18 protein-coding genes and 1 tRNA gene are annotated in these 15,962 nt (G+C 72.1%); 16 read left to right on the top strand and 3 right to left on the bottom strand.

The features are described 5' to 3' along the window. Window positions 1-294: 294 nt before the first annotated feature. Both VSR01_RS32840 and VSR01_RS32835 read left to right on the top strand, forming a co-directional pair. Window positions 295-1,059, top strand: coding sequence for a tyrosine-type recombinase/integrase (locus VSR01_RS32840; RefSeq protein WP_326452618.1), 765 nt, complete (start codon window positions 295-297; stop codon window positions 1,057-1,059). 857 nt (window positions 1,060-1,916) lie between these two features. Further along, window positions 1,917-2,837, top strand: coding sequence for a nuclease-related domain-containing protein (locus tag VSR01_RS32835; protein WP_326452617.1), 921 nt, complete (start codon window positions 1,917-1,919; stop codon window positions 2,835-2,837). A gap of 9 nt (window positions 2,838-2,846) precedes the next feature. Here the strand turns inward: VSR01_RS32835 and VSR01_RS32830 are convergent, their stop codons facing one another. Further along, window positions 2,847-3,605: a GntR family transcriptional regulator gene (locus VSR01_RS32830; protein ID WP_326452616.1), complete on the bottom strand. Its 759-nt coding sequence runs from the start codon at window positions 3,603-3,605 to the stop codon at window positions 2,847-2,849. Between the two features lie 204 nt (window positions 3,606-3,809). On the opposite strand from VSR01_RS32830, the gene VSR01_RS32825 reads away from it, so the two are divergent. The 14 genes from VSR01_RS32825 to VSR01_RS32760 all read left to right on the top strand — a co-directional run bounded on the left by VSR01_RS32825 (window position 3,810) and on the right by VSR01_RS32760 (window position 11,604). Beyond that, window positions 3,810-4,166: an SCO3933 family regulatory protein gene (locus tag VSR01_RS32825; RefSeq protein WP_326452615.1), complete on the top strand. Its 357-nt coding sequence runs from the start codon at window positions 3,810-3,812 to the stop codon at window positions 4,164-4,166. A gap of 6 nt (window positions 4,167-4,172) precedes the next feature. Next, the gene (locus VSR01_RS32820) at window positions 4,173-5,519 is read left to right on the top strand and encodes an FtsK/SpoIIIE domain-containing protein (RefSeq protein WP_442785599.1); all 1,347 of its coding nucleotides are present in this window, start codon (window positions 4,173-4,175) and stop codon (window positions 5,517-5,519) included. Window positions 5,520-5,610: 91 nt separating this feature from the next. After that, window positions 5,611-5,787, top strand: a complete 177-nt coding sequence (locus tag VSR01_RS32815; RefSeq protein ID WP_326452614.1) for a hypothetical protein — start codon at window positions 5,611-5,613, stop codon at window positions 5,785-5,787. Window positions 5,788-5,863: 76 nt separating this feature from the next. Beyond that, window positions 5,864-6,526, top strand: coding sequence for a DUF2637 domain-containing protein (locus VSR01_RS32810; protein ID WP_326452613.1), 663 nt, complete (start codon window positions 5,864-5,866; stop codon window positions 6,524-6,526). 19 nt (window positions 6,527-6,545) lie between these two features. Next, a complete protein-coding gene (locus VSR01_RS32805) occupies window positions 6,546-6,734 on the top strand; it encodes a mobile element transfer protein (protein ID WP_326452612.1) in 189 nt (62 codons plus the stop codon). A 16-nt stretch (window positions 6,735-6,750) separates the two neighbouring features. After that, on the top strand, window positions 6,751-7,095 hold the full coding sequence (locus tag VSR01_RS32800) for a SpdD protein (RefSeq protein ID WP_326452611.1): 345 nt from the start codon (window positions 6,751-6,753) through the stop codon (window positions 7,093-7,095). Window positions 7,096-7,149: 54 nt separating this feature from the next. After that, on the top strand, window positions 7,150-7,341 hold the full coding sequence (locus VSR01_RS32795; protein WP_326452610.1) for a hypothetical protein: 192 nt from the start codon (window positions 7,150-7,152) through the stop codon (window positions 7,339-7,341). 26 nt (window positions 7,342-7,367) lie between these two features. Then, window positions 7,368-7,547, top strand: coding sequence for a hypothetical protein (locus VSR01_RS32790; protein ID WP_326452609.1), 180 nt, complete (start codon window positions 7,368-7,370; stop codon window positions 7,545-7,547). Between the two features lie 93 nt (window positions 7,548-7,640). Next, window positions 7,641-7,826, top strand: a complete 186-nt coding sequence (locus tag VSR01_RS32785; protein WP_326452608.1) for a hypothetical protein — start codon at window positions 7,641-7,643, stop codon at window positions 7,824-7,826. After that, complete coding sequence (locus tag VSR01_RS32780; protein ID WP_326454022.1) at window positions 7,823-8,005, top strand: hypothetical protein; 183 nt, start codon at window positions 7,823-7,825, stop codon at window positions 8,003-8,005. Before VSR01_RS32785 ends, VSR01_RS32780 begins: the two co-directional genes overlap by 4 nt. A 62-nt stretch (window positions 8,006-8,067) precedes the next feature. Beyond that, window positions 8,068-8,667 carry a class I SAM-dependent methyltransferase gene (locus VSR01_RS32775; RefSeq protein WP_326453953.1) on the top strand — a complete coding sequence of 200 codons (600 nt, stop codon included), beginning with the start codon at window positions 8,068-8,070 and terminating at the stop codon, window positions 8,665-8,667. Next, the gene (gene repSA / locus VSR01_RS32770; protein ID WP_326452607.1) at window positions 8,664-10,055 is read left to right on the top strand and encodes a replication initiator protein RepSA; all 1,392 of its coding nucleotides are present in this window, start codon (window positions 8,664-8,666) and stop codon (window positions 10,053-10,055) included. The genes VSR01_RS32775 and repSA overlap by 4 nt, the downstream gene beginning before the upstream one ends. After that, window positions 10,052-10,342, top strand: a complete 291-nt coding sequence (locus tag VSR01_RS32765) for a helix-turn-helix transcriptional regulator (RefSeq protein WP_326452606.1) — start codon at window positions 10,052-10,054, stop codon at window positions 10,340-10,342. Before repSA ends, VSR01_RS32765 begins: the two co-directional genes overlap by 4 nt. Beyond that, window positions 10,342-11,604 carry a site-specific integrase gene (locus VSR01_RS32760; protein WP_326452605.1) on the top strand — a complete coding sequence of 421 codons (1,263 nt, stop codon included), beginning with the start codon at window positions 10,342-10,344 and terminating at the stop codon, window positions 11,602-11,604. The genes VSR01_RS32765 and VSR01_RS32760 overlap by 1 nt, the downstream gene beginning before the upstream one ends. A 70-nt stretch (window positions 11,605-11,674) precedes the next feature. On the opposite strand, the gene VSR01_RS32755 is transcribed toward VSR01_RS32760, so the two are convergent. Together VSR01_RS32755 and VSR01_RS32750 are read right to left on the bottom strand one after the other, a co-directional pair. Continuing rightward, window positions 11,675-11,748: transfer RNA gene (locus tag VSR01_RS32755), tRNA-Pro, on the bottom strand. 99 nt (window positions 11,749-11,847) lie between these two features. Next, complete coding sequence (locus VSR01_RS32750) at window positions 11,848-15,903, bottom strand: CHAT domain-containing protein (protein WP_326452604.1); 4,056 nt, start codon at window positions 15,901-15,903, stop codon at window positions 11,848-11,850. Window positions 15,904-15,962: the final 59 nt, after the last annotated feature.

Here is a 15,962-nt window from a genome sequence, read left to right as displayed (position 1 = left end):
ACCGAAGGCTCTCCTATAAGGCCCGCGTCCGCTGGGTCGACCCCCACACCAAGCGCCGGCGCTCGATCACCCAGGCACACCCCACCCCCGAGGCAGCACATGAATGGATCGACTCCCTGCTCGCCTCGGCAAGCCGAGGCGTCGACCCGGCAGCCGCCACGCAGACCCTGGCCGCATACGGCAACGCCCACATGCAACTGGCGCTTCGCGGACTGGAGCCCAAGACCACCGACCCCTACCTCGCCGGGTGGCGACTTCGCGTCGTGCCCGCGCTCGGGCACCTGCCGGTCACCGTTGGTCACCAACGGCGCCGTCGACCGCACCGCCTATGCCTGGATCGCCGACGGCGAAGGACGCTCCACCGTCAAGAGCACCCTCGCCGTCCTCGTCCGCGTCATGGAGCAGGCCGTCCGCGATGGACTCATCACCGCCAACCCCGCCCGGGTCAAAGGCTGGCAACGCCAGTACCAGCTCGCCGAAGACGAACTCGACGACCCCCGCGCGCTCGCCCTTCGCGACTGGGGCGCGCTGCAGGAACTCGCCGCGGCCCTGGTCGCCCACTCTGCCGACCAGTACCCGGGCTGGGGCGAGGCCGTCACCTTCGCCGCCTGCACCGCCGCCCGCATCGGCGAAGTATCAGGCGCCCGCGTCAAGGACATCGACCTCACCAACTGGATCTGGACCGTCCGGCGCCAGACCACGCCCTCCCCCGGCGGCCTCGCCGACAAGAACACCAAGGGCAAGGTCGCCCGCCGCGTCCCCCTCGTCCAGGAGGTCCGCCCGATGATCGCCCAGCGCGTACTCGCCCTCGGCTACGACCACCTGCGCCACCACGACCTGCGCCACACCCGCCTGACCTGGATGGCAGATGCCGGAGTGCCCCTGCACGTCCTACGCCTGATCGCCGGCCACGGCTCCCTGCAGACCACCCAGCGCTACCTGCACCCCGACCTGCACACCGTCACCCGCGCCAGCCACACCCTCAGCACCCACCTCACCGGCGTACACACTCCTCCCCCACCCTCACCCGCCATGTCGGCAACGCTGAGGAGATTGTAGGAAGTACACAATGCCCGACCGCAAAAGGCGATCTTGGTCCCTGGCAAAACAACCGCTGACCTGCAGGTTTTCTTGAGCCACCGTCCCCACGTGGTCCCTGGCTACTGACCCGGCATCAGATGAACATTATTACCAGAGAGGACAAAGGGCCCGCTGACCTGGCCGAATGCCAGTCCAGCGGGCCCTTCGTGCACCGTCGGGACGACAGGATTTGAACCTGCGACCCCTTGACCCCCAGATCATAGGTTCAAGGGTTTCCGCAGGTCAGAGACGCATTGAGTCACGTTCGACCGTTCATCTGAGCTGGCGTTGTTCGTCCGCGTGCATAGCGTGTGGTCCCAAAGTGGTCCCAGACGAACCCACCTCAACCCACCACTCCCCCGGCTTCCATCCCGTCTGCCTTCGGCCCGCACTCCTGTGGAGCGGGCGTGGTTCCTGGCGTCCAGATGGAGCGCGCCACTGTACGAACGATCTGGACGCCAGGGGCCGCGCCTGCTCGGCTTGCCCGGGTCGATGGCGGGCGGGATGGAAGCTCCCACACCCGCCCCGACGAACGCGCGGGCGCCGGCGACCCTGGTCCATCTCGGAGCCTGAGCGCCCCCGCCGGAGGCACGTCTCTGACACGCGGTTCGATTCCTACCCTCGGGGCCGCTGGGAGCGGCCCCAGCGGCCGGCCGCCCCGCCGAAGGCAGGGGGCGGGCCGGGCAGCAGGGGCCAGCCCGCGCCGTGCGCGGGCACTTGATGAGGTAGAGAAACCTGTAACAAGATCGCCGCGCTGATGGCCGATTCGCGCTCTGCCGCCTCCGGCTTCCGGTGTGCTGACCTGGGTGCGTGAGGAGTGCGGACTCGGGGGTGCGATGGACGACTTGCACGTCAACCGGTGGCGGAAAAACGGGCAGGACCGCCTGTATGTCAACCTGGGTGGCCCACGGGGGCAGGCCGTTGCCTGGCTGAACATGAAGACGGGAGAGGTAACGATCGAGGTCCCCGAGTACGAGTCGGCGGCCCGCCAGGCACTCAAAGCTTGGCAGCACGATCAGAGGTCCGAACCACGCCCGGCTCCGGCTCCGCTACCGCCGCGGCTGAAGGCTGCTCCCACGTCGATTCCGCCCCTACCCCCGCTGACACGGGATAACGACCTCGCCCGCAATCCTCCCGGGGCGGCCGTGGCTGACAAGGTCCGTGAGATCGAAAGCCAACGCAGTGCACTCGTCCGCCTCGTGGCAAGAGGGCTTCGGCTCTCCCTTGGAGCCGATGACTGGCGTACCGGCTTGGAAGGAGAGCAGGCAGTCGGTGAGTCCCTCGAAGCGCTGAAAGCCCGCGGCTGGCGGATTCTTCACGCTGTCCGGTGGCCGAGCGGTGCCGACATCGATCACATGGCCATCGGTCCGGCCGGCGTCTTCACGATCAACTCGAAGCATCATCCAGACGCCCGCGTGTGGGTCGGTGATCATGTGATTCGGGTGAACAACCGGACCACTGATCACGTCCGCTTCTCCCTAAACGAGGCAGACCGTACGGCCAAGCTCCTTCGTTACTGGTGCGGATGGCCCGTGTCCGTTCAGCCTGTGATCGCCATCGTCGGAGCAGCGGGAATGAAGATTACGACAACCGCACCGCCGGTCCTGGTCGTTGACGGGCTCTCCATTGCGGAACACCTCGCCTCTCTTCCCCAACACCTGCCGGAGTATCGTGTCTCGTCGGTGTTCGAAGTGGCCAGACGAGCCGACGTGTGGAAGGCCACTCAGAAACGCCGTTGGAGCGACCGGCAACTCTGAGTCGATGGCCTACGCGTCGAAGTCGTACTCCAGGATGTACGACGCGGAGTCGAGGGTCATCTCGTTCACCTCGACGGCGCGGCCCTCGTCGGCGAAGGCGGTGCGGACGATCAGGATGACGGGTGTGCCCATGCTGAGGCCGAGTCGCTGGGCCTCGTCGGCGGACGGCATGCGGCTGCGGATCTCCTCGCGGAAGTGCACCGGCTTGTAGCCGAGTTCGCCGAGTCGCGCGTAGATCCCGCCGGGGCCGGTGTCCTCCTGTGTGATGGCCGAGCCGGCTACCAGGTCTGAGGAGAGGTACGACTTCGCCAGCAGGATCGGCTTGTCGTCCAGGACGAACCGCCTGCTCCTGACGCATGCGCGCTGGCCTGCTTCGATTCCGAGCACCTCCGCGATGCGCTCGGGCGGTTCCTCCTCCGTGACCTTGAGCTGATCGACCACCAGCGCGCGGTCCTCGGTGTCCGTCTCCCAGACCGAGCGCCCTTCGCCCCACTGGGACCGGGCCAGCCGCTGGATGCCCCGCCGTCGCAGCGGCCGGAAGGACCGGACGAACACCCCCGCACCCTTCCGTGACTCGGCGACGCCTTCGTTCTGGAGCACTCCGAGAGCCTGCCGCGCGGTCATCCGGGCGACCTCGTAGGTGGCCATGAGGTCGTTCTCACCTGGCAGCCGGTCCCCCGGGCCGTACTCGCCCGACTGGATCGCTTCCCGCAGCGCGTCGGCAATCCGCTGGTACTTCGGCTGACGCCCGGCGTCAGGGGTGCCCATTGATGATCTCTCCTCTGCCTCTCTAGACAGCTTAGGGGTCTTCGTTCCTTCCGCGAAAGAAACGTTCCACGGTAGGAGCGTGTCCTCACGGACCGTGGCAAACATCCCTAGAGACGTGTTGACATCTCTAGAGAGGTGACGTTCACTGGAGTCATCTCTAGAGAGGTGACCGACTGGCGGTCGCCTCGCTCCGAGGAGAACGTGATGGCTTCGTTCAAGATCGATCTTTCGACCGCCGCGGTGTTCGTTGCGACGCCTCCGGTTCCGAAGCTGGTGAACAAGCAGACCGGGGAGATCGCGGTCGACCGGGAGACTGGTGCGCAGCTCATGACCGTGGGCCTGCTGGTGTCGGACGAGGGGCAGGGTGACCTGTACCAGGTGACCGTGCCGAACACTGGTGTGGACGCGACGCTGACGCCGGGCACGCTGGTGGCGGTCACGGGGTTGCGGGCGCGGGACTGGGAGAACGAGTTCAACGGGCAGAAGCGCCACGGGATCAGCTTCCGTGCGGTCGCGGTGACCTCGCTGGTGCCGGCGGCTGCGTCGAACGGCAAGGGCTGACCGGCCGTGGTGACTGTCCTGGTGCTGACCGGCGGGGGGATCGCCGCGGTGCTGTTCGTGCGCCGGGTCCGCCCGGACCTGTACTGGATGATCATCGGCGGCCCCGCGGCGCACATCCGGGTCACCTGGTCCTACGCGTCGGTGATGGACGCGTGCGGTCTGTCGGTGCCCCCGTCGCGGGCGCGCATCCTGCTGGCGCGGGCGATGCGTCGGGAGATGCCGGCCAACCGCCCGCCCAAGCTGCTGCGGGTGCGCCAGACCCGGACCGGCCTGGTGGCCCGCATCCGGTTGCAGCCGGGGCAGGACGCCTACGACGTGATCACGGCGGCGGACCGGCTGCGGCACTCCTGGCGGCTGCACCACGTGGCGGTGCGGGAGATCCGCTCCGGGGTCCTGGAACTGTCCATGACCGGCTACGACGTGCTGAACCGCGTGCACCTGCCGGCCCGTGCCGAGCGCTCGCCGCTGCGGGTGCCGGTCGCGGTCCGGGGTGATGGGTCGGTGCACTACCGGGACTTCCGCCGGGTCCCGCACAGCCTGACCGTGGGCGCGACCGAATCGGGCAAGTCGGTGTATCAGCGTGGCCTGATCAAGGAGTTGGCGTCGCAGCGGGTGGCGCTGGTCGGCGTGGACTGCAAGGGCGTGGAACTCGCACCGCTGGCCCGCCGGTTCACCGCCCTGGCCACCGACCCGGACACCGCCGCGGACCTGCTGGACGCGCTGGTGGCGGAGATGGGCGAGCGGTTCCAGCTCATCCGGGCCGCGCAGCGGATCAGCGCCGACACCCCCGACGCGCAGATCACGTCCGACATCTGGGGCCTGCCAGACAAGACCCGGCCGGTGCCGATCGTCGTGATCGTCGACGAGGTGGCGGAACTGCTGCTGGTGTCGGCGGCGTCCCAGAAGAAGCGGCGGGAGCGGATCATCACCGCCCTGATCCGCCTCGGCCAGCTCGCCCGCGCGGCCGGCATCTACCTGGAAGTGTGCGGGCAGCGCTTCGGCTCCGAACTCGGTGACGGGGTGACCATGCTCCGTGCCCAGCTCACCGGCCGGGTGTGCCACCGCGTCAACGACGAAGCCTCCGCGAAGATGGCCTTCGGCGACATCGCCCCCGACGCCCTGGCCGCGGTTCTCGCCATCGCGCCGGAACAGCGCGGGGTGGCCATCGCCGCGGACAGTACGGGCGGGTGGTCGCGTATCCGCACCGCGAACGTCACCCTGCGCACCGCGGTCGCCGCGTGCAACCGCCACGCCGACCTGACGCCGGACGTGCCTGCGCTCTCCGACTTCCGCCCGGACCTGCCCCCGCTCCCCGACGACGCCACGGGTGTGCCGGTCCCGGCCACCGCCTGAATCCCCTCCTGCTCCACCGGTCGGCGCGACCGCATCTCGCGCCAGGTCCCTACCCGCCCCATGTCGAAAACCCCTGGAAGGAGGCATCCCCGTGGCCCGCAAGAAGACCCCCGTACCCGCCCTGGCCCAACCGCCGGCACCGGACCCGTGCGAGGTGTGCAAGGGCACCGGACAGGTCGCCGTGACCGTCCGCGTCGGCCGACGCCACCGCAACGTCGGTCAGCAGGAAGGCGTCTGCCTGACCTGCCTCGGCACCGGCACTGCCTGATCAACCTCGCTCCGTCCGGGGCCGTGTCGCCTGGCCTGGCTCCGGGCCCGATCCCTCGGAAAGAAGGTGAACTCTCATGGCCCGCATCCCGCGTGTGGACCCGATCCTGATCCAAGCCGTGATCGCCGGTTCGCTGTCCTTCGCGCACCTGCACGACATCGCCGACGCTGCCGGACAGACCGGTTGGAAAGCCTGGGCCTACCCCATCAGCGTTGATCTGCTTCTCGTCGCTGCGTGGCACCGCATGCGCGCCCTGCGGGCGGCCGGTCATCCCGCCCGCGCAGCTTGGACCTGGTTCGTCATCGCGCTTGCCGCGTCCCTGGGTGCGAACGTCGCCACCGCTGGATTGCTGGACATGCACCACGTCCCGGCAGTCCTTCGCGTCCTGGTTGCCGGATGGCCCGCCCTGGCGTTCTTCGGCGGAAGCCTCCTGGCTCACAGCCTCCCCGCTCCCGTCTCGGTCAACGACGCGACCGCGAGCGATACGCCGGCCGATCCCGACCCGATCACCCTCGACCGCACCCCCGCCATGGTTCCGGCCTCTGGCCCGGTGCCTGTGCCGGAGCTTCCCTCCGCCCCTGCGCCTGCACCGGTCCCGGCCGCGTTGGTGGCGCATGCCCGCAAGATCGCCGACGCGTACCACGCGCAGACCGGCCGGCCCATCGACACCGCGACCCTGCGCACCCGCCTCGGCGTCCCGCCCGCGCTCGCCGACGCCATCGCCGCGCACCTCACCTGACCTGGAAGGAGACACCGTCATGTCGCGCCCCGAGCGCTTCACCAACACCGCCCGGATCGGCCCCGTGGAGGTCGGCGACCACCGCGACCGTCACGGACGCACCGCCACCGTCGCCGCGTGCACCGCCCCGCGCTGCGGCTGGTCCAACGACTACGCCAGCCGCTCCGCCGCCGAACTCGCCGCCCGAACCCACACCTGCACCGCCTGACCTGGAAGGACACGCCATGTTCCAGCCCAAGTACCCGCCCACCGACACCTACACCACCCCCGCCGCGCCCCCGGCGACCACGGTCCCGGCCGACCCGGGCACCGCGCCCGTCGCCCCGGTCCAGCCCACCACCATCGCCCCCGCCCCGACCCCGGCCCCGGTCGCGCAGTCCGGCCGGCCGGTCGTCCAGCTCACCCCCGGCACCGTCGCCACCGTCGTCGTCGGCGGCACCGCCGTGGTCCTGATCGTCGGCGTCGTCCTGGTCTCCATGCTGCTGGCCGTCGCCATCACCGCCATGTCCCTGGCCGTCGTCGCGGTCGTCGCCCGCGCGATCCTCAACGACTCCCGCAAGGGCCGGTGAACGTCATGGGCCTGTTCCGTCGCAGCAGCGGGGACAGGCCAGGCCAACCCCGCCATGGCCGAACTCGGCCGTGAGTTCGCCATCGCCAAGCGCCACGGCGACCGCAGGACCATGCGCCGCATCTCCCGCGAGTTCGACAACACCGCGCAGAACGAGGGCGACGCCGCTTCGTTCCAGCAGGGCCAGGAGGCGTACAACGCGCTCCCGCCCGCCTACTCCAAGCGCCGCGGCAACCGCCGCCGCTGATCACCACACCGAAAGAACTGACCGCCATGTTCAAGAAGATCCGCGAAACCGTCGAGGTGGAAGCCCACCTCATGCGCGACGACCGGTGGCTTCAGAAGGCTGCCAAGAAAGGCACCCTGCTGACGATCATGCCGGACGGGACCGAGGTGCGGAACGAGCCGGACTACAGCTCCCGCATCTTCCGCCGGATCTCCGGCCAGCGCTGAACGGCCCCCGGGGCGGCCTCTACCGCCAAGTATCCGCCGCCCCGGGAGCCCAACCCCCAGTCCAGATCAACGACCCGGAAGGGATCTCCCATCATGCCCCAGCACACCCATGCCTCGGGCCACATCTGCGCTCACTGCGACGGCTTCCCCACCGTCCAGGTCACCACCGGCACCCGCAACACAGACGGCACCCGCCGCACCATCACCGCCACCTGCCCCGCCTGCAAGGGCACCGGCACCACCCCCGCCCGCCCCGCGCTCGCCACGGCCGGGCGGTGACCGTCGTGGCCTTCCTCGACTGGCGCTCGCCCGAGCACTTCGACCACACCGGCGACAAGCCCTGCGTCCTGTGCGACAAGCCGACCCCGCTGCGCTCCGAGCGCGGCAAGCCCGTCCACAAGGTGTGCGCAGAGGCGTGGATCGACACCCATCCCCGCGAGGGCGGTGAGCAGCGGTGAATGCTCCTGCTTCCCATGGCCTGCGGGTGCTGGACCTGTTCTGCGGGCAGGGCGGCGCCGGCATGGGCTACCGCCTGGCCGGGTTCACCGTGACCGGCGTCGATCTCGCCCCTCAGCCGCGCTACCCGTTCACCTTCGTCCAGGGTGACGCGCTGGAGTACCTCGCCGCGCACGGCGGTGAGTTCGACCTGATCCACGCCTCATGCCCGTGCCAGCGCTACACCCGCGCCCAGCAGATCCGCCACCGCGACCACCCTGACCTGATCGCCCCTGTCCGGGACCTGCTCAACGCGTCCGGTCGGCCGTGGGTGATGGAGAACGTGCCCGGCGCCCCGCTGAACGACCCGGTAGAGCTGTGCGGGTCCATGTTCGGACTGCGCACCTACCGCCACCGCCACTTCGAGACCTCGTTCCCTCTCGGGCACCGGCACCACCCCCGGCACCTGGCGCCGAACGCCAAGATGGGCCGCCCCGTGGGCCCGGGGGAGTTCATGCACATCGTCGGCAACTTCTCCAACGTCCCCCTCGCCCGGGTCGTGATGGGCATGCCCTGGGCCTCTCGCGACGGCCTGCGCGAAGCCATCCCCCCGGCCTACACCCTGCACATCGCCCGCCAGTTCCTCGCCCACCACGCCGCATCCGGCATGGGGGCCGCCGCATGACCCTCACCGCCGACCTACCGGCGGGACTGGACCCGACCACCTGGGGGGACTTCCTCCGGGTGGCCGGGCAACCGGGCTTCGACCGCTGGCAGCAGCAGATCACCCGAACCGGCGGCTGCGCCGACCCAATCCACCTGACCGGCTCGACCACCACCCTCGACCCGAGCACCGGGCAGGTCCTGTACTCCTACTCCACCGCCGACGAGCCGGGCGGCCGGCTCCGCGTCGCCTGCGGCAACCGCCGCGCCTCGCGCTGCCCGGCCTGCGCGTGGACCTACGCCGGCGACACCTACCAGCTCATCCTGTCCGGCCTGACCGGCGGCAAAGGCGTCCCGGCCACCGTCACCGACCATCCCCGCGTCTTCGCCACCCTCACCGCCCCCAGCTTCGGCCCGGTCCACAATCGCCCCACCGCCGGTCGCTGCCGCTGCGGCACCACGCACCCGGACGGTGCTGCGGAGCTGGGCACGCCGATCGACCCCGAGTCGTACGACTACGCCGGCGCGGTGCTGTGGAACAACCACGCCTCCGACCTGTGGCGCTACGTCACCATCTACCTCCCCCGCGAACTCGCCGCCCGCGCCGGCATCACCCAACGCGAGCTGCGCGAGCGCCTGCGCGTGTCCTACGGGAAGGTCGCCGAGTACCAAAAGCGCGGCGCGATCCACTTCCACGCCGTGATCCGCTTCGACGGCCCCGAAGGACCCGACACCGCCCCGCCCTCGTGGGCGACCGCGGGCCTGCTCGGTGATGCCCTGCGCGCCGCTGCCGCCCGCGCCTCCGTGTCGGTCCCGGCCGCGGGTGACCAGCCGGCCCGCACCCTGCGCTGGGGCACCCAGCTCGACGTGCAGCCCATCGGCGCGTTCGGACACGGCGAGGAACTCACCGAACAGGCCGTGGCCTCCTACGTTGCCAAGTACGCCACCAAAGCAGCGGAGACGACCGGCACTGTCGACCGGCGGATCGGTGAACTCGCGGAGTTGGACAAGCTGCCCGACCTGCCCCAGCACACCCGCCGCCTGATCGAAGCCTGCTGGGACCTTGACACTCTGTACCCGGGCCGGCGGTTGTGGGCCTGGGCACACATGCTCGGCTTCCGCGGCCACTTCTCCACCAAAGCCCGCCGCTACTCCACCACCCTCGGTGCGCTCCGCCAGGCACGCGCCGACTACCGCGCCGAGCAGGAACGCCGCGCCCTGGGCCTGCCCGACCCCGACACCGACCCCGAGGCAACCACCCTCGTGATCGCGCACTGGGCCTACGCCGGCCACGGACACACCCCCGGCGAATCCTGGCTCGCCCAGCAGATCCACCGCGACATCACCCAAGCACGCGACACCGCACGGCAAGCACGCGCAGAGATCACCGAAGAGGAGGACTGGACGTGAAACGGTTCCTGACGACTGCTCAAGTCGGTGGTCTGCTGCGGGTGCTGCCCGCGGAACCGCACGCGGGGGACAACCGCCCGGACCTGCTGCACAGCGGGTGGTACACCACTGAGGACGTGGCAGACCTGCTCGGGGTCGACCCTTCGACGCTGCGGCGGTGGCGGACGTCGACACCCATGCAGGGGCCGCCGTTCGTGCGGCTCACGTCGCGGGTGACCATGTACAGCGTGCCGGACGTGGAGGCGTGGTTGTCCTCGCGCCGGGTCGTGCCCGGGGCGGCTGCCTGATGCCCGCGCAGACCCCTCCGGCCGGCGTCAAGCTCGCCACCGATATCGAGTACCGGCCGGGCAACCCCAACCCCCACCGCGCCCGGGTGCGCTGGATCGATCCCCAGACCAAGCGGCGGGTGTCCCGCTCGGAGATGCTGCCGAGTGAGGATTCGGCGAATGCGTGGCTCGACCGGATGCGGAAGGCGGCAAGCCGGGGGATCACGCCGGCCATCGCGACGATGACGCTGGCGGAGTACGGCGATTCCGTGTGGGATCTGGCCATGCGCGGATTGGAGTCCAAGACCCTCGACCCGTACCGTGCCGGGTGGCGACTGCGCGTGGTGCCCGCGCTCGGACATCTCCAGGTGCAGACTCTGGTCAACGGCCTGGTGGACCGTGCGGTGTACGCGTGGATCGCTGACGAGTGCGGCCGGTCGACGGTGAAGAACAGCCTTGCCGTCCTGGTTCGGATCATGGAACAGGCCGTGCGTGACGGTCTGGTCGACGTGAATCCCGCGCGGGTCTCGGGCTGGCAGCAGGAGTACAAGCGGGCCGAAGACGAGTTGGACGATCCTCGATCGCTGGCGCTGCCGGGCTGGGACGCGCTTGATCGGCTGGCGGTGGCGCTCGTCGCACGGTCGGCCGGGCAGTTCGAGGGCTGGGGCGACGTGGTGCGGTTCGAGGCGTGCACGGCTACCCGCATCGGCGAGGTCTCCGGTGTGCGTGTGAAGGACATCGACCGGGAGGCGTGGACCTGGGAGGTGTGCCGGCAGACCACCACGGGACCCGGTGGGCTGATCGACAAGGGCACCAAGGGCAAGCGGCGTCGGACGGTGCCGATCATCCCCGAGATTCGCCCCATGGTCGCTCGTCGGCTCGACGCGGCCGGCCGCGATCCGATGGCCCGGTTGTTCACCGGCCCGCGTGGTGGGCGGATCACCACGGCGGTGCTGCGGGACGCCACCCACTGGGATGAGGTCGTGGTCCGCCTCGGGTACGAGCACCTTCGGCGTCACGACCTTCGGCACACCGGCTTGACGTGGATGGCGGATGCCGGGGTCCCCCTCCACGTCCTGCGGAAGATCGCCGGACACGGATCGCTCACGACGACGCAGCGCTACCTCCACCCCAACCGGCGCTCGGTCGACCTGGCCGGCGCGGCGCTGTCCGCGCACCTGGGTGGAGGCAAGATCGACCCCGCGCCGGGTCCCAAACCCGAGGCTGGTCCCAAAGTGGTCCCAGAGGCGACGCCGAGGCGGCATCTGCGGATCGTCCGCTGACGGGGTCCGCGAGCGCGAAGAAGCCCGCTGAGCTGGAGTTTCGTACTCCGCCAGCGGGCTTCGTGCACCGTCGGGACGACAGGATTTGAACCTGCGACCCCTTGACCCCCAGTCAAGTGCGCTACCAAGCTGCGCCACGTCCCGGTGCTGGTCGGCCGGTGGGGTGGAGGCCCCGGGCTGACCGCGCAGGAGAACAATACCGCACTTCGGGGGGTGATCGCGCGTGGCGTCGGGGGGTCGTGGTCAGGCGCCGGTGTGGAGGTAGGCGGCCCAGCGGGTGGGCGTGGCGGGGAAGGCGTCGCGGACGGCGAGCTGGGCGTCGTTGAGGGCCCGGGCGCACGCGGTGGTGTCGGGGGGACGGGTACCGTCGGCGGTCAGGGCCCGGTAGATCGCCCCGGCCATCCGCGGGGTGTCGGGGGTGCGCCAGAGCGTGCCGATCACGTCGCGGAAGCCGGCGAGTTGGAACGCTGCGGCCAGGTGCATCGGCTCGTCGGGCAGGTCGGGCACCGCCTCCGCCGTACTGCACGCGGAGAGGAAGGCGAGGGCGCCGCGCTCCAGCGGGATCTCCTGGACGCGCTCGGCGGACAGCGTCTCGCCCCTGGCCAGGTGCAGGCGGCCGCCCATCAGGAGGCCGAGCGCCGGGTCGCGGTCCCCGTGGCACGCGAAATGGACCACCGCGTGGTGCGGGAGCGCCGCCTCCACGGTGGCGCTGTCGGCGTCGTCGCCGAGCAGCAGCGTGGCCCCCGGCAGCGTCTCGCCCACCGCCCGGGCCTCCCGCCGAGCCAGCGGCAGCGGCGGCGCTCCCCCGCTCTCCGGTACGGCCACGACCAGCGCGCTGCCGGCCCGCCCGGTCCCGGCCGAAGGCGTCGCCCCGGGCCTGCGGGAGTGGGCCAGCGCCGCGAGCGTAGGGGTGTAGGAGGGAACCACCCGGTCGATCACCGAAGCGAAGGACGGGCGGGGGTCGTCCGCGGCGTCGCGCGGGTGGCGTCCCGCGGCGTGCAGGGGCAGCCGGACCACGGGTCCCACCGGGCACCACCACAGCCGTGGCTTGCCCGCCGCGTCCGCGTGGCCCGCCCGCGCCGTGCCAGGCGCGGGCGACGCGTCCGGGAGCCGGGCCAGCACCGGCTCGGTCGCCTCGTCCCAGAGCCACGCGAGCACCTCGTGCAGGTCGCGCTGGGCCCCCTCCCTGCGGTCGGGGCCGACCTCGGGGTCGGTGGCGTCGCCGACCGCCGCCTCCAGCAGGGCGGTCCGCCGCTCGACGGCCGCCTCGGTCAGGCCGGGGAGCGGGATGTGCTCGACGGGCTGCTCCGGGTCGGCGGGGATCAGCAGGGCGTCGCCGCGGGTCCGGTGCGCCAGAACGAAGACCACGGTGCATCCGGCCGTGGCGGCGCGCAGCTCCGACAGGCCAGGTCCCGGTCCCGGCCCCGGAGCGGTGACGCGCGGGTCGTCGGCGAGGCCTGCGAGGATACGCTCGCGTTCCGCGGCGAGCCGGCGGGTGCGCGCGGCGTGGCCGGGGCGCGGGTCGACGCTGTCCTCGGTGACCTCTGGTGCCCGGCCGAAGCCGCGCTCGACGTGCGTCCTGGTCACGATCGCGGCGATGTTCCCGTAGGCGTCGGCGGTGGACAGCTCCTCGTCGATTTCCGCCAGCCGCCGCGCCGCGCCCGGGTCGGTCTCGCGCAGCAGGGTGCGCAGCCGTCCGGAGGCCATGGCCTGGTGGTAGAGGACCGCGCGCCCCTCCTCCAGCAGCTCGACCGCCCGGTCCGGATGTCCCGCGTCGATGGCCGCCACGGCCGCCCTGGCGGCCAGCTGCGCTCCCCGCCAGGTGGCGGCCAGCCGGACCGGGCGGGTGAGCGAGCGGCGCGAGAGCGGGGAGATCCGTGCGAGGGACGCCGCGAGGACGCCCAGCGCGCGTTCCGGATCGTCACCGGCCGCGGCCAGCTCCGCGCGGTGCTCGTCGGCCTCGAAACGCTTGGGGTCCGGCAGCCGCGGGTCGGCGGCGACGGCGTCCCAGGCGTCCAGCGCCTCGGCGCGCAGGTCCGCGTCGGGGGCGCCGTCCGCCGTGCTCAGCTCGTGGCGGGCGGTGAGCGCGCGAGCCATCAGGATCAGGCGCGACGTGCGGTGTTCGTCGTCGGCGTGCGTCTGGGCGACCGCCTCACGGGCCAGGGCCACGGCCTCGTCGAGGATGCCGCGGTCACCGGTCTCGTCGTACCGCAGGTGCAGGACCTGGCTCACGGAGCTGGTGAAACGGGGGCGGTCCCGGTGGCCGGGCGGCAGCCTGGTGAGGCCGAACCGGTAGAGCCGCTCGGCCTCGGCCAGCCGTCGCAGGGCCTGGTCGCCCTCCCCGCGGGTCTCGATGAGGTGCGAGGCGAGGTTGAGAAGGAGTTCGTGCTTGCGTGGGTGGTCCCGCGGCAGCGCGTCCGCGGCCTGCCGGGCGACCGCGAGCCCCTCCTCGGCGAGGGCGGCGGACCGCTCGGTGCGGGCGCCCGTGGCGAGGGCGTGTGCCAGGTTGGACAGCCGGAACGGGCGGAACGGGTCGTCCTCCGACGTCAGCGCGGCAGCCCGCCGGCGCAGATCGATGGACTCCGACACCACGGTGGGGTCGCTCAGCACGTCGGCGGCGCCCATCATGACGTCCGCCAGCCGCTCCAGGCGGCGGGGGGTGTCCGGGTCGTCGGCCGGCAGGGCTTCCACGGCGCGCCTGGTCGCTGCGATCGCGTCGTCGGCGAGGCGCTCGACGGACGTGGTGCCGACGCCGGGCGACGGATTGGCGGCCATGAGCAGCGTGGACTCCGCGAGCGCGGTCAGCGCCGGGCCGGCCAGCGGGTGTCCGGGCCGTGCCGCGTCCGCCGCCCGTTGCGCCCACTCGCGCGCCCGCGCCGGCGACGCCTGGTCCGAGCCGCGCGTCCAGTGCTCCACCTCGGTCTCCGCCGCGAGCAGCAGGGCGGCGGGCCGGTCGGGGTCCCCCGGTGGCACGGCGTCCACGAGGGCGAGCGCGGCGGCCCGCCGGTCCGCGGACGGCGCGTCGTCGTTCTCGGCGGTGCTCCACCATGCGGCGAGCCGGGGGTCGGGGGCGGGGGCCGGGACACGGGTGGGCGCTGCCCCTGTGGTCGCGGGAGCGGCTCGCCCGGGAACGGTGCTCGCGGGAGCGGCGGGTGCGGGAGCCGCGCTCGCGGGAGCCGCGGGTGCGGGAGCCGCGCCGGTACGCGCCGAGGTCCCGCCGGCCCTCCTTGCTTCCCCGGCTCCCTCCCGCGCCGGCCGCAGCAGCGTGTCCACCACGTGCACGCCCAGTACCGGCGCCGCCTTCGCCCGCAGCGCCTCCAGCGTGTCCCGGTGGTCGGCCAGCGCTCGGTGCTCGGGCGGCGTGGCCCGGACCAGATCGCGGGCGGTGGTCAGCGCCTCCCTCAGTGCTTCCGGGGCGCCGGTCGCCTCGTACCAGCGCGTGAGGAGGTCCGTCAGCTCGGCCGCGTGGTGCAGGTGTGCCGGAGTGCGCTGCCGGCCCGCCTCGGCACCGCGGCGTACGGCGTGCACCGCGCGTTCGAGCCCGCCGCGGTCGGCGGGGTGGCTTGCGGCTGCGCAACGACCTTGCAGCAAGAGCCGGTTGGCCAGGCGCGGTTCGTCGTCGCCGGGTTGCCTGGCGGAGTGCTCTGCCGCGAGGCCGGCGCAGCGCTCGGCCTCCTCCAGCCATGAGCGGTGGGCGCCCATGTCGCCGACGGCCAGCAGCAGCCGGGCCCGGTCGGTGAGCAGGGCCGCGCGCTCGCGCGGTGAGGTGGCGTCCTCGCGCAGCCATCGCTCCTGCAGGCCCCGGGCGGTCTCCAACGCGGAGAAGTCGCCGCGTCGTTCGAACCGCTCCATGAGGAACAGCAGTTCGTCGATCCGAGCCGGGCCGAGCACTCCGGCGTCCGCGCTCGCGCCTGCGCTTTGCCGGACTCCGCGCCGGAACCTGCCGCCGAAGGGGCCGCCGCTCGCCGCTTCTCCCGGCCGCCGCCGGCCCGTGCCACGTCCGCTCGTACGACGTCCGGCCCGCCGGTCGCGGACACCGTCCGCGTACGGGCGCAGTCCGACCGGGAGTTCGGGCGCGCCCCGCGGAACACCGTGCAGCAGGGCCGCGAGCCGCACCGCGGCGCGGTACTCCTGGAGGCCGGCGACGCCCGGCAGATGCGTGTAGCGGTACCACCGGAGCACCGCGAGTCGGGCGGTGGCCGCCGCGTCCTCGCCCGGCCGCGCGGGCAGCACCGCCGGTTGCAGCGGCGGCAGGTCCCGCGCGTCGCCGGTCCGCAGGTAGCGCTCCAGGTCCCCCATCCGTCCCGACCTCCGTTCCGGTGGAGCCGACACCCGGTCCCCCGCCCTCGCCGCCGCGG

This window comes from Actinacidiphila sp. DG2A-62, assembly GCF_035825295.1.
GTDB lineage: Bacteria > Actinomycetota > Actinomycetes > Streptomycetales > Streptomycetaceae > Actinacidiphila.
Note: the sequence above shows the minus strand (reverse complement) of the source record. Positions and strands in the feature narration are given on the sequence as shown.

Excerpts from the sequence above, each read along its gene's own strand:
- VSR01_RS32835 (WP_326452617.1), top strand. The coding sequence starts at position 1,917 with ATGGACGACTTGCACGTCAACCGGTGGCGGAAAAACGGGCAGGACCGC.
- VSR01_RS32830 (WP_326452616.1), bottom strand. The coding sequence starts at position 3,605 with ATGGGCACCCCTGACGCCGGGCGTCAGCCGAAGTACCAGCGGATTGCC.
- VSR01_RS32825 (WP_326452615.1), top strand. The coding sequence starts at position 3,810 with ATGGCTTCGTTCAAGATCGATCTTTCGACCGCCGCGGTGTTCGTTGCG.
- VSR01_RS32810 (WP_326452613.1), top strand. The coding sequence starts at position 5,864 with ATGGCCCGCATCCCGCGTGTGGACCCGATCCTGATCCAAGCCGTGATC.
- VSR01_RS32805 (WP_326452612.1), top strand. The coding sequence starts at position 6,546 with ATGTCGCGCCCCGAGCGCTTCACCAACACCGCCCGGATCGGCCCCGTG.
- VSR01_RS32800 (WP_326452611.1), top strand. The coding sequence starts at position 6,751 with ATGTTCCAGCCCAAGTACCCGCCCACCGACACCTACACCACCCCCGCC.
- VSR01_RS32795 (WP_326452610.1), top strand. The coding sequence starts at position 7,150 with ATGGCCGAACTCGGCCGTGAGTTCGCCATCGCCAAGCGCCACGGCGAC.
- VSR01_RS32790 (WP_326452609.1), top strand. The coding sequence starts at position 7,368 with ATGTTCAAGAAGATCCGCGAAACCGTCGAGGTGGAAGCCCACCTCATG.
- VSR01_RS32785 (WP_326452608.1), top strand. The coding sequence starts at position 7,641 with ATGCCCCAGCACACCCATGCCTCGGGCCACATCTGCGCTCACTGCGAC.
- VSR01_RS32775 (WP_326453953.1), top strand. The coding sequence starts at position 8,068 with ATGGGCTACCGCCTGGCCGGGTTCACCGTGACCGGCGTCGATCTCGCC.
- repSA (WP_326452607.1), top strand. The coding sequence starts at position 8,664 with ATGACCCTCACCGCCGACCTACCGGCGGGACTGGACCCGACCACCTGG.
- VSR01_RS32760 (WP_326452605.1), top strand. The coding sequence starts at position 10,342 with ATGCCCGCGCAGACCCCTCCGGCCGGCGTCAAGCTCGCCACCGATATC.
- VSR01_RS32750 (WP_326452604.1), bottom strand. The coding sequence starts at position 15,903 with ATGGGGGACCTGGAGCGCTACCTGCGGACCGGCGACGCGCGGGACCTG.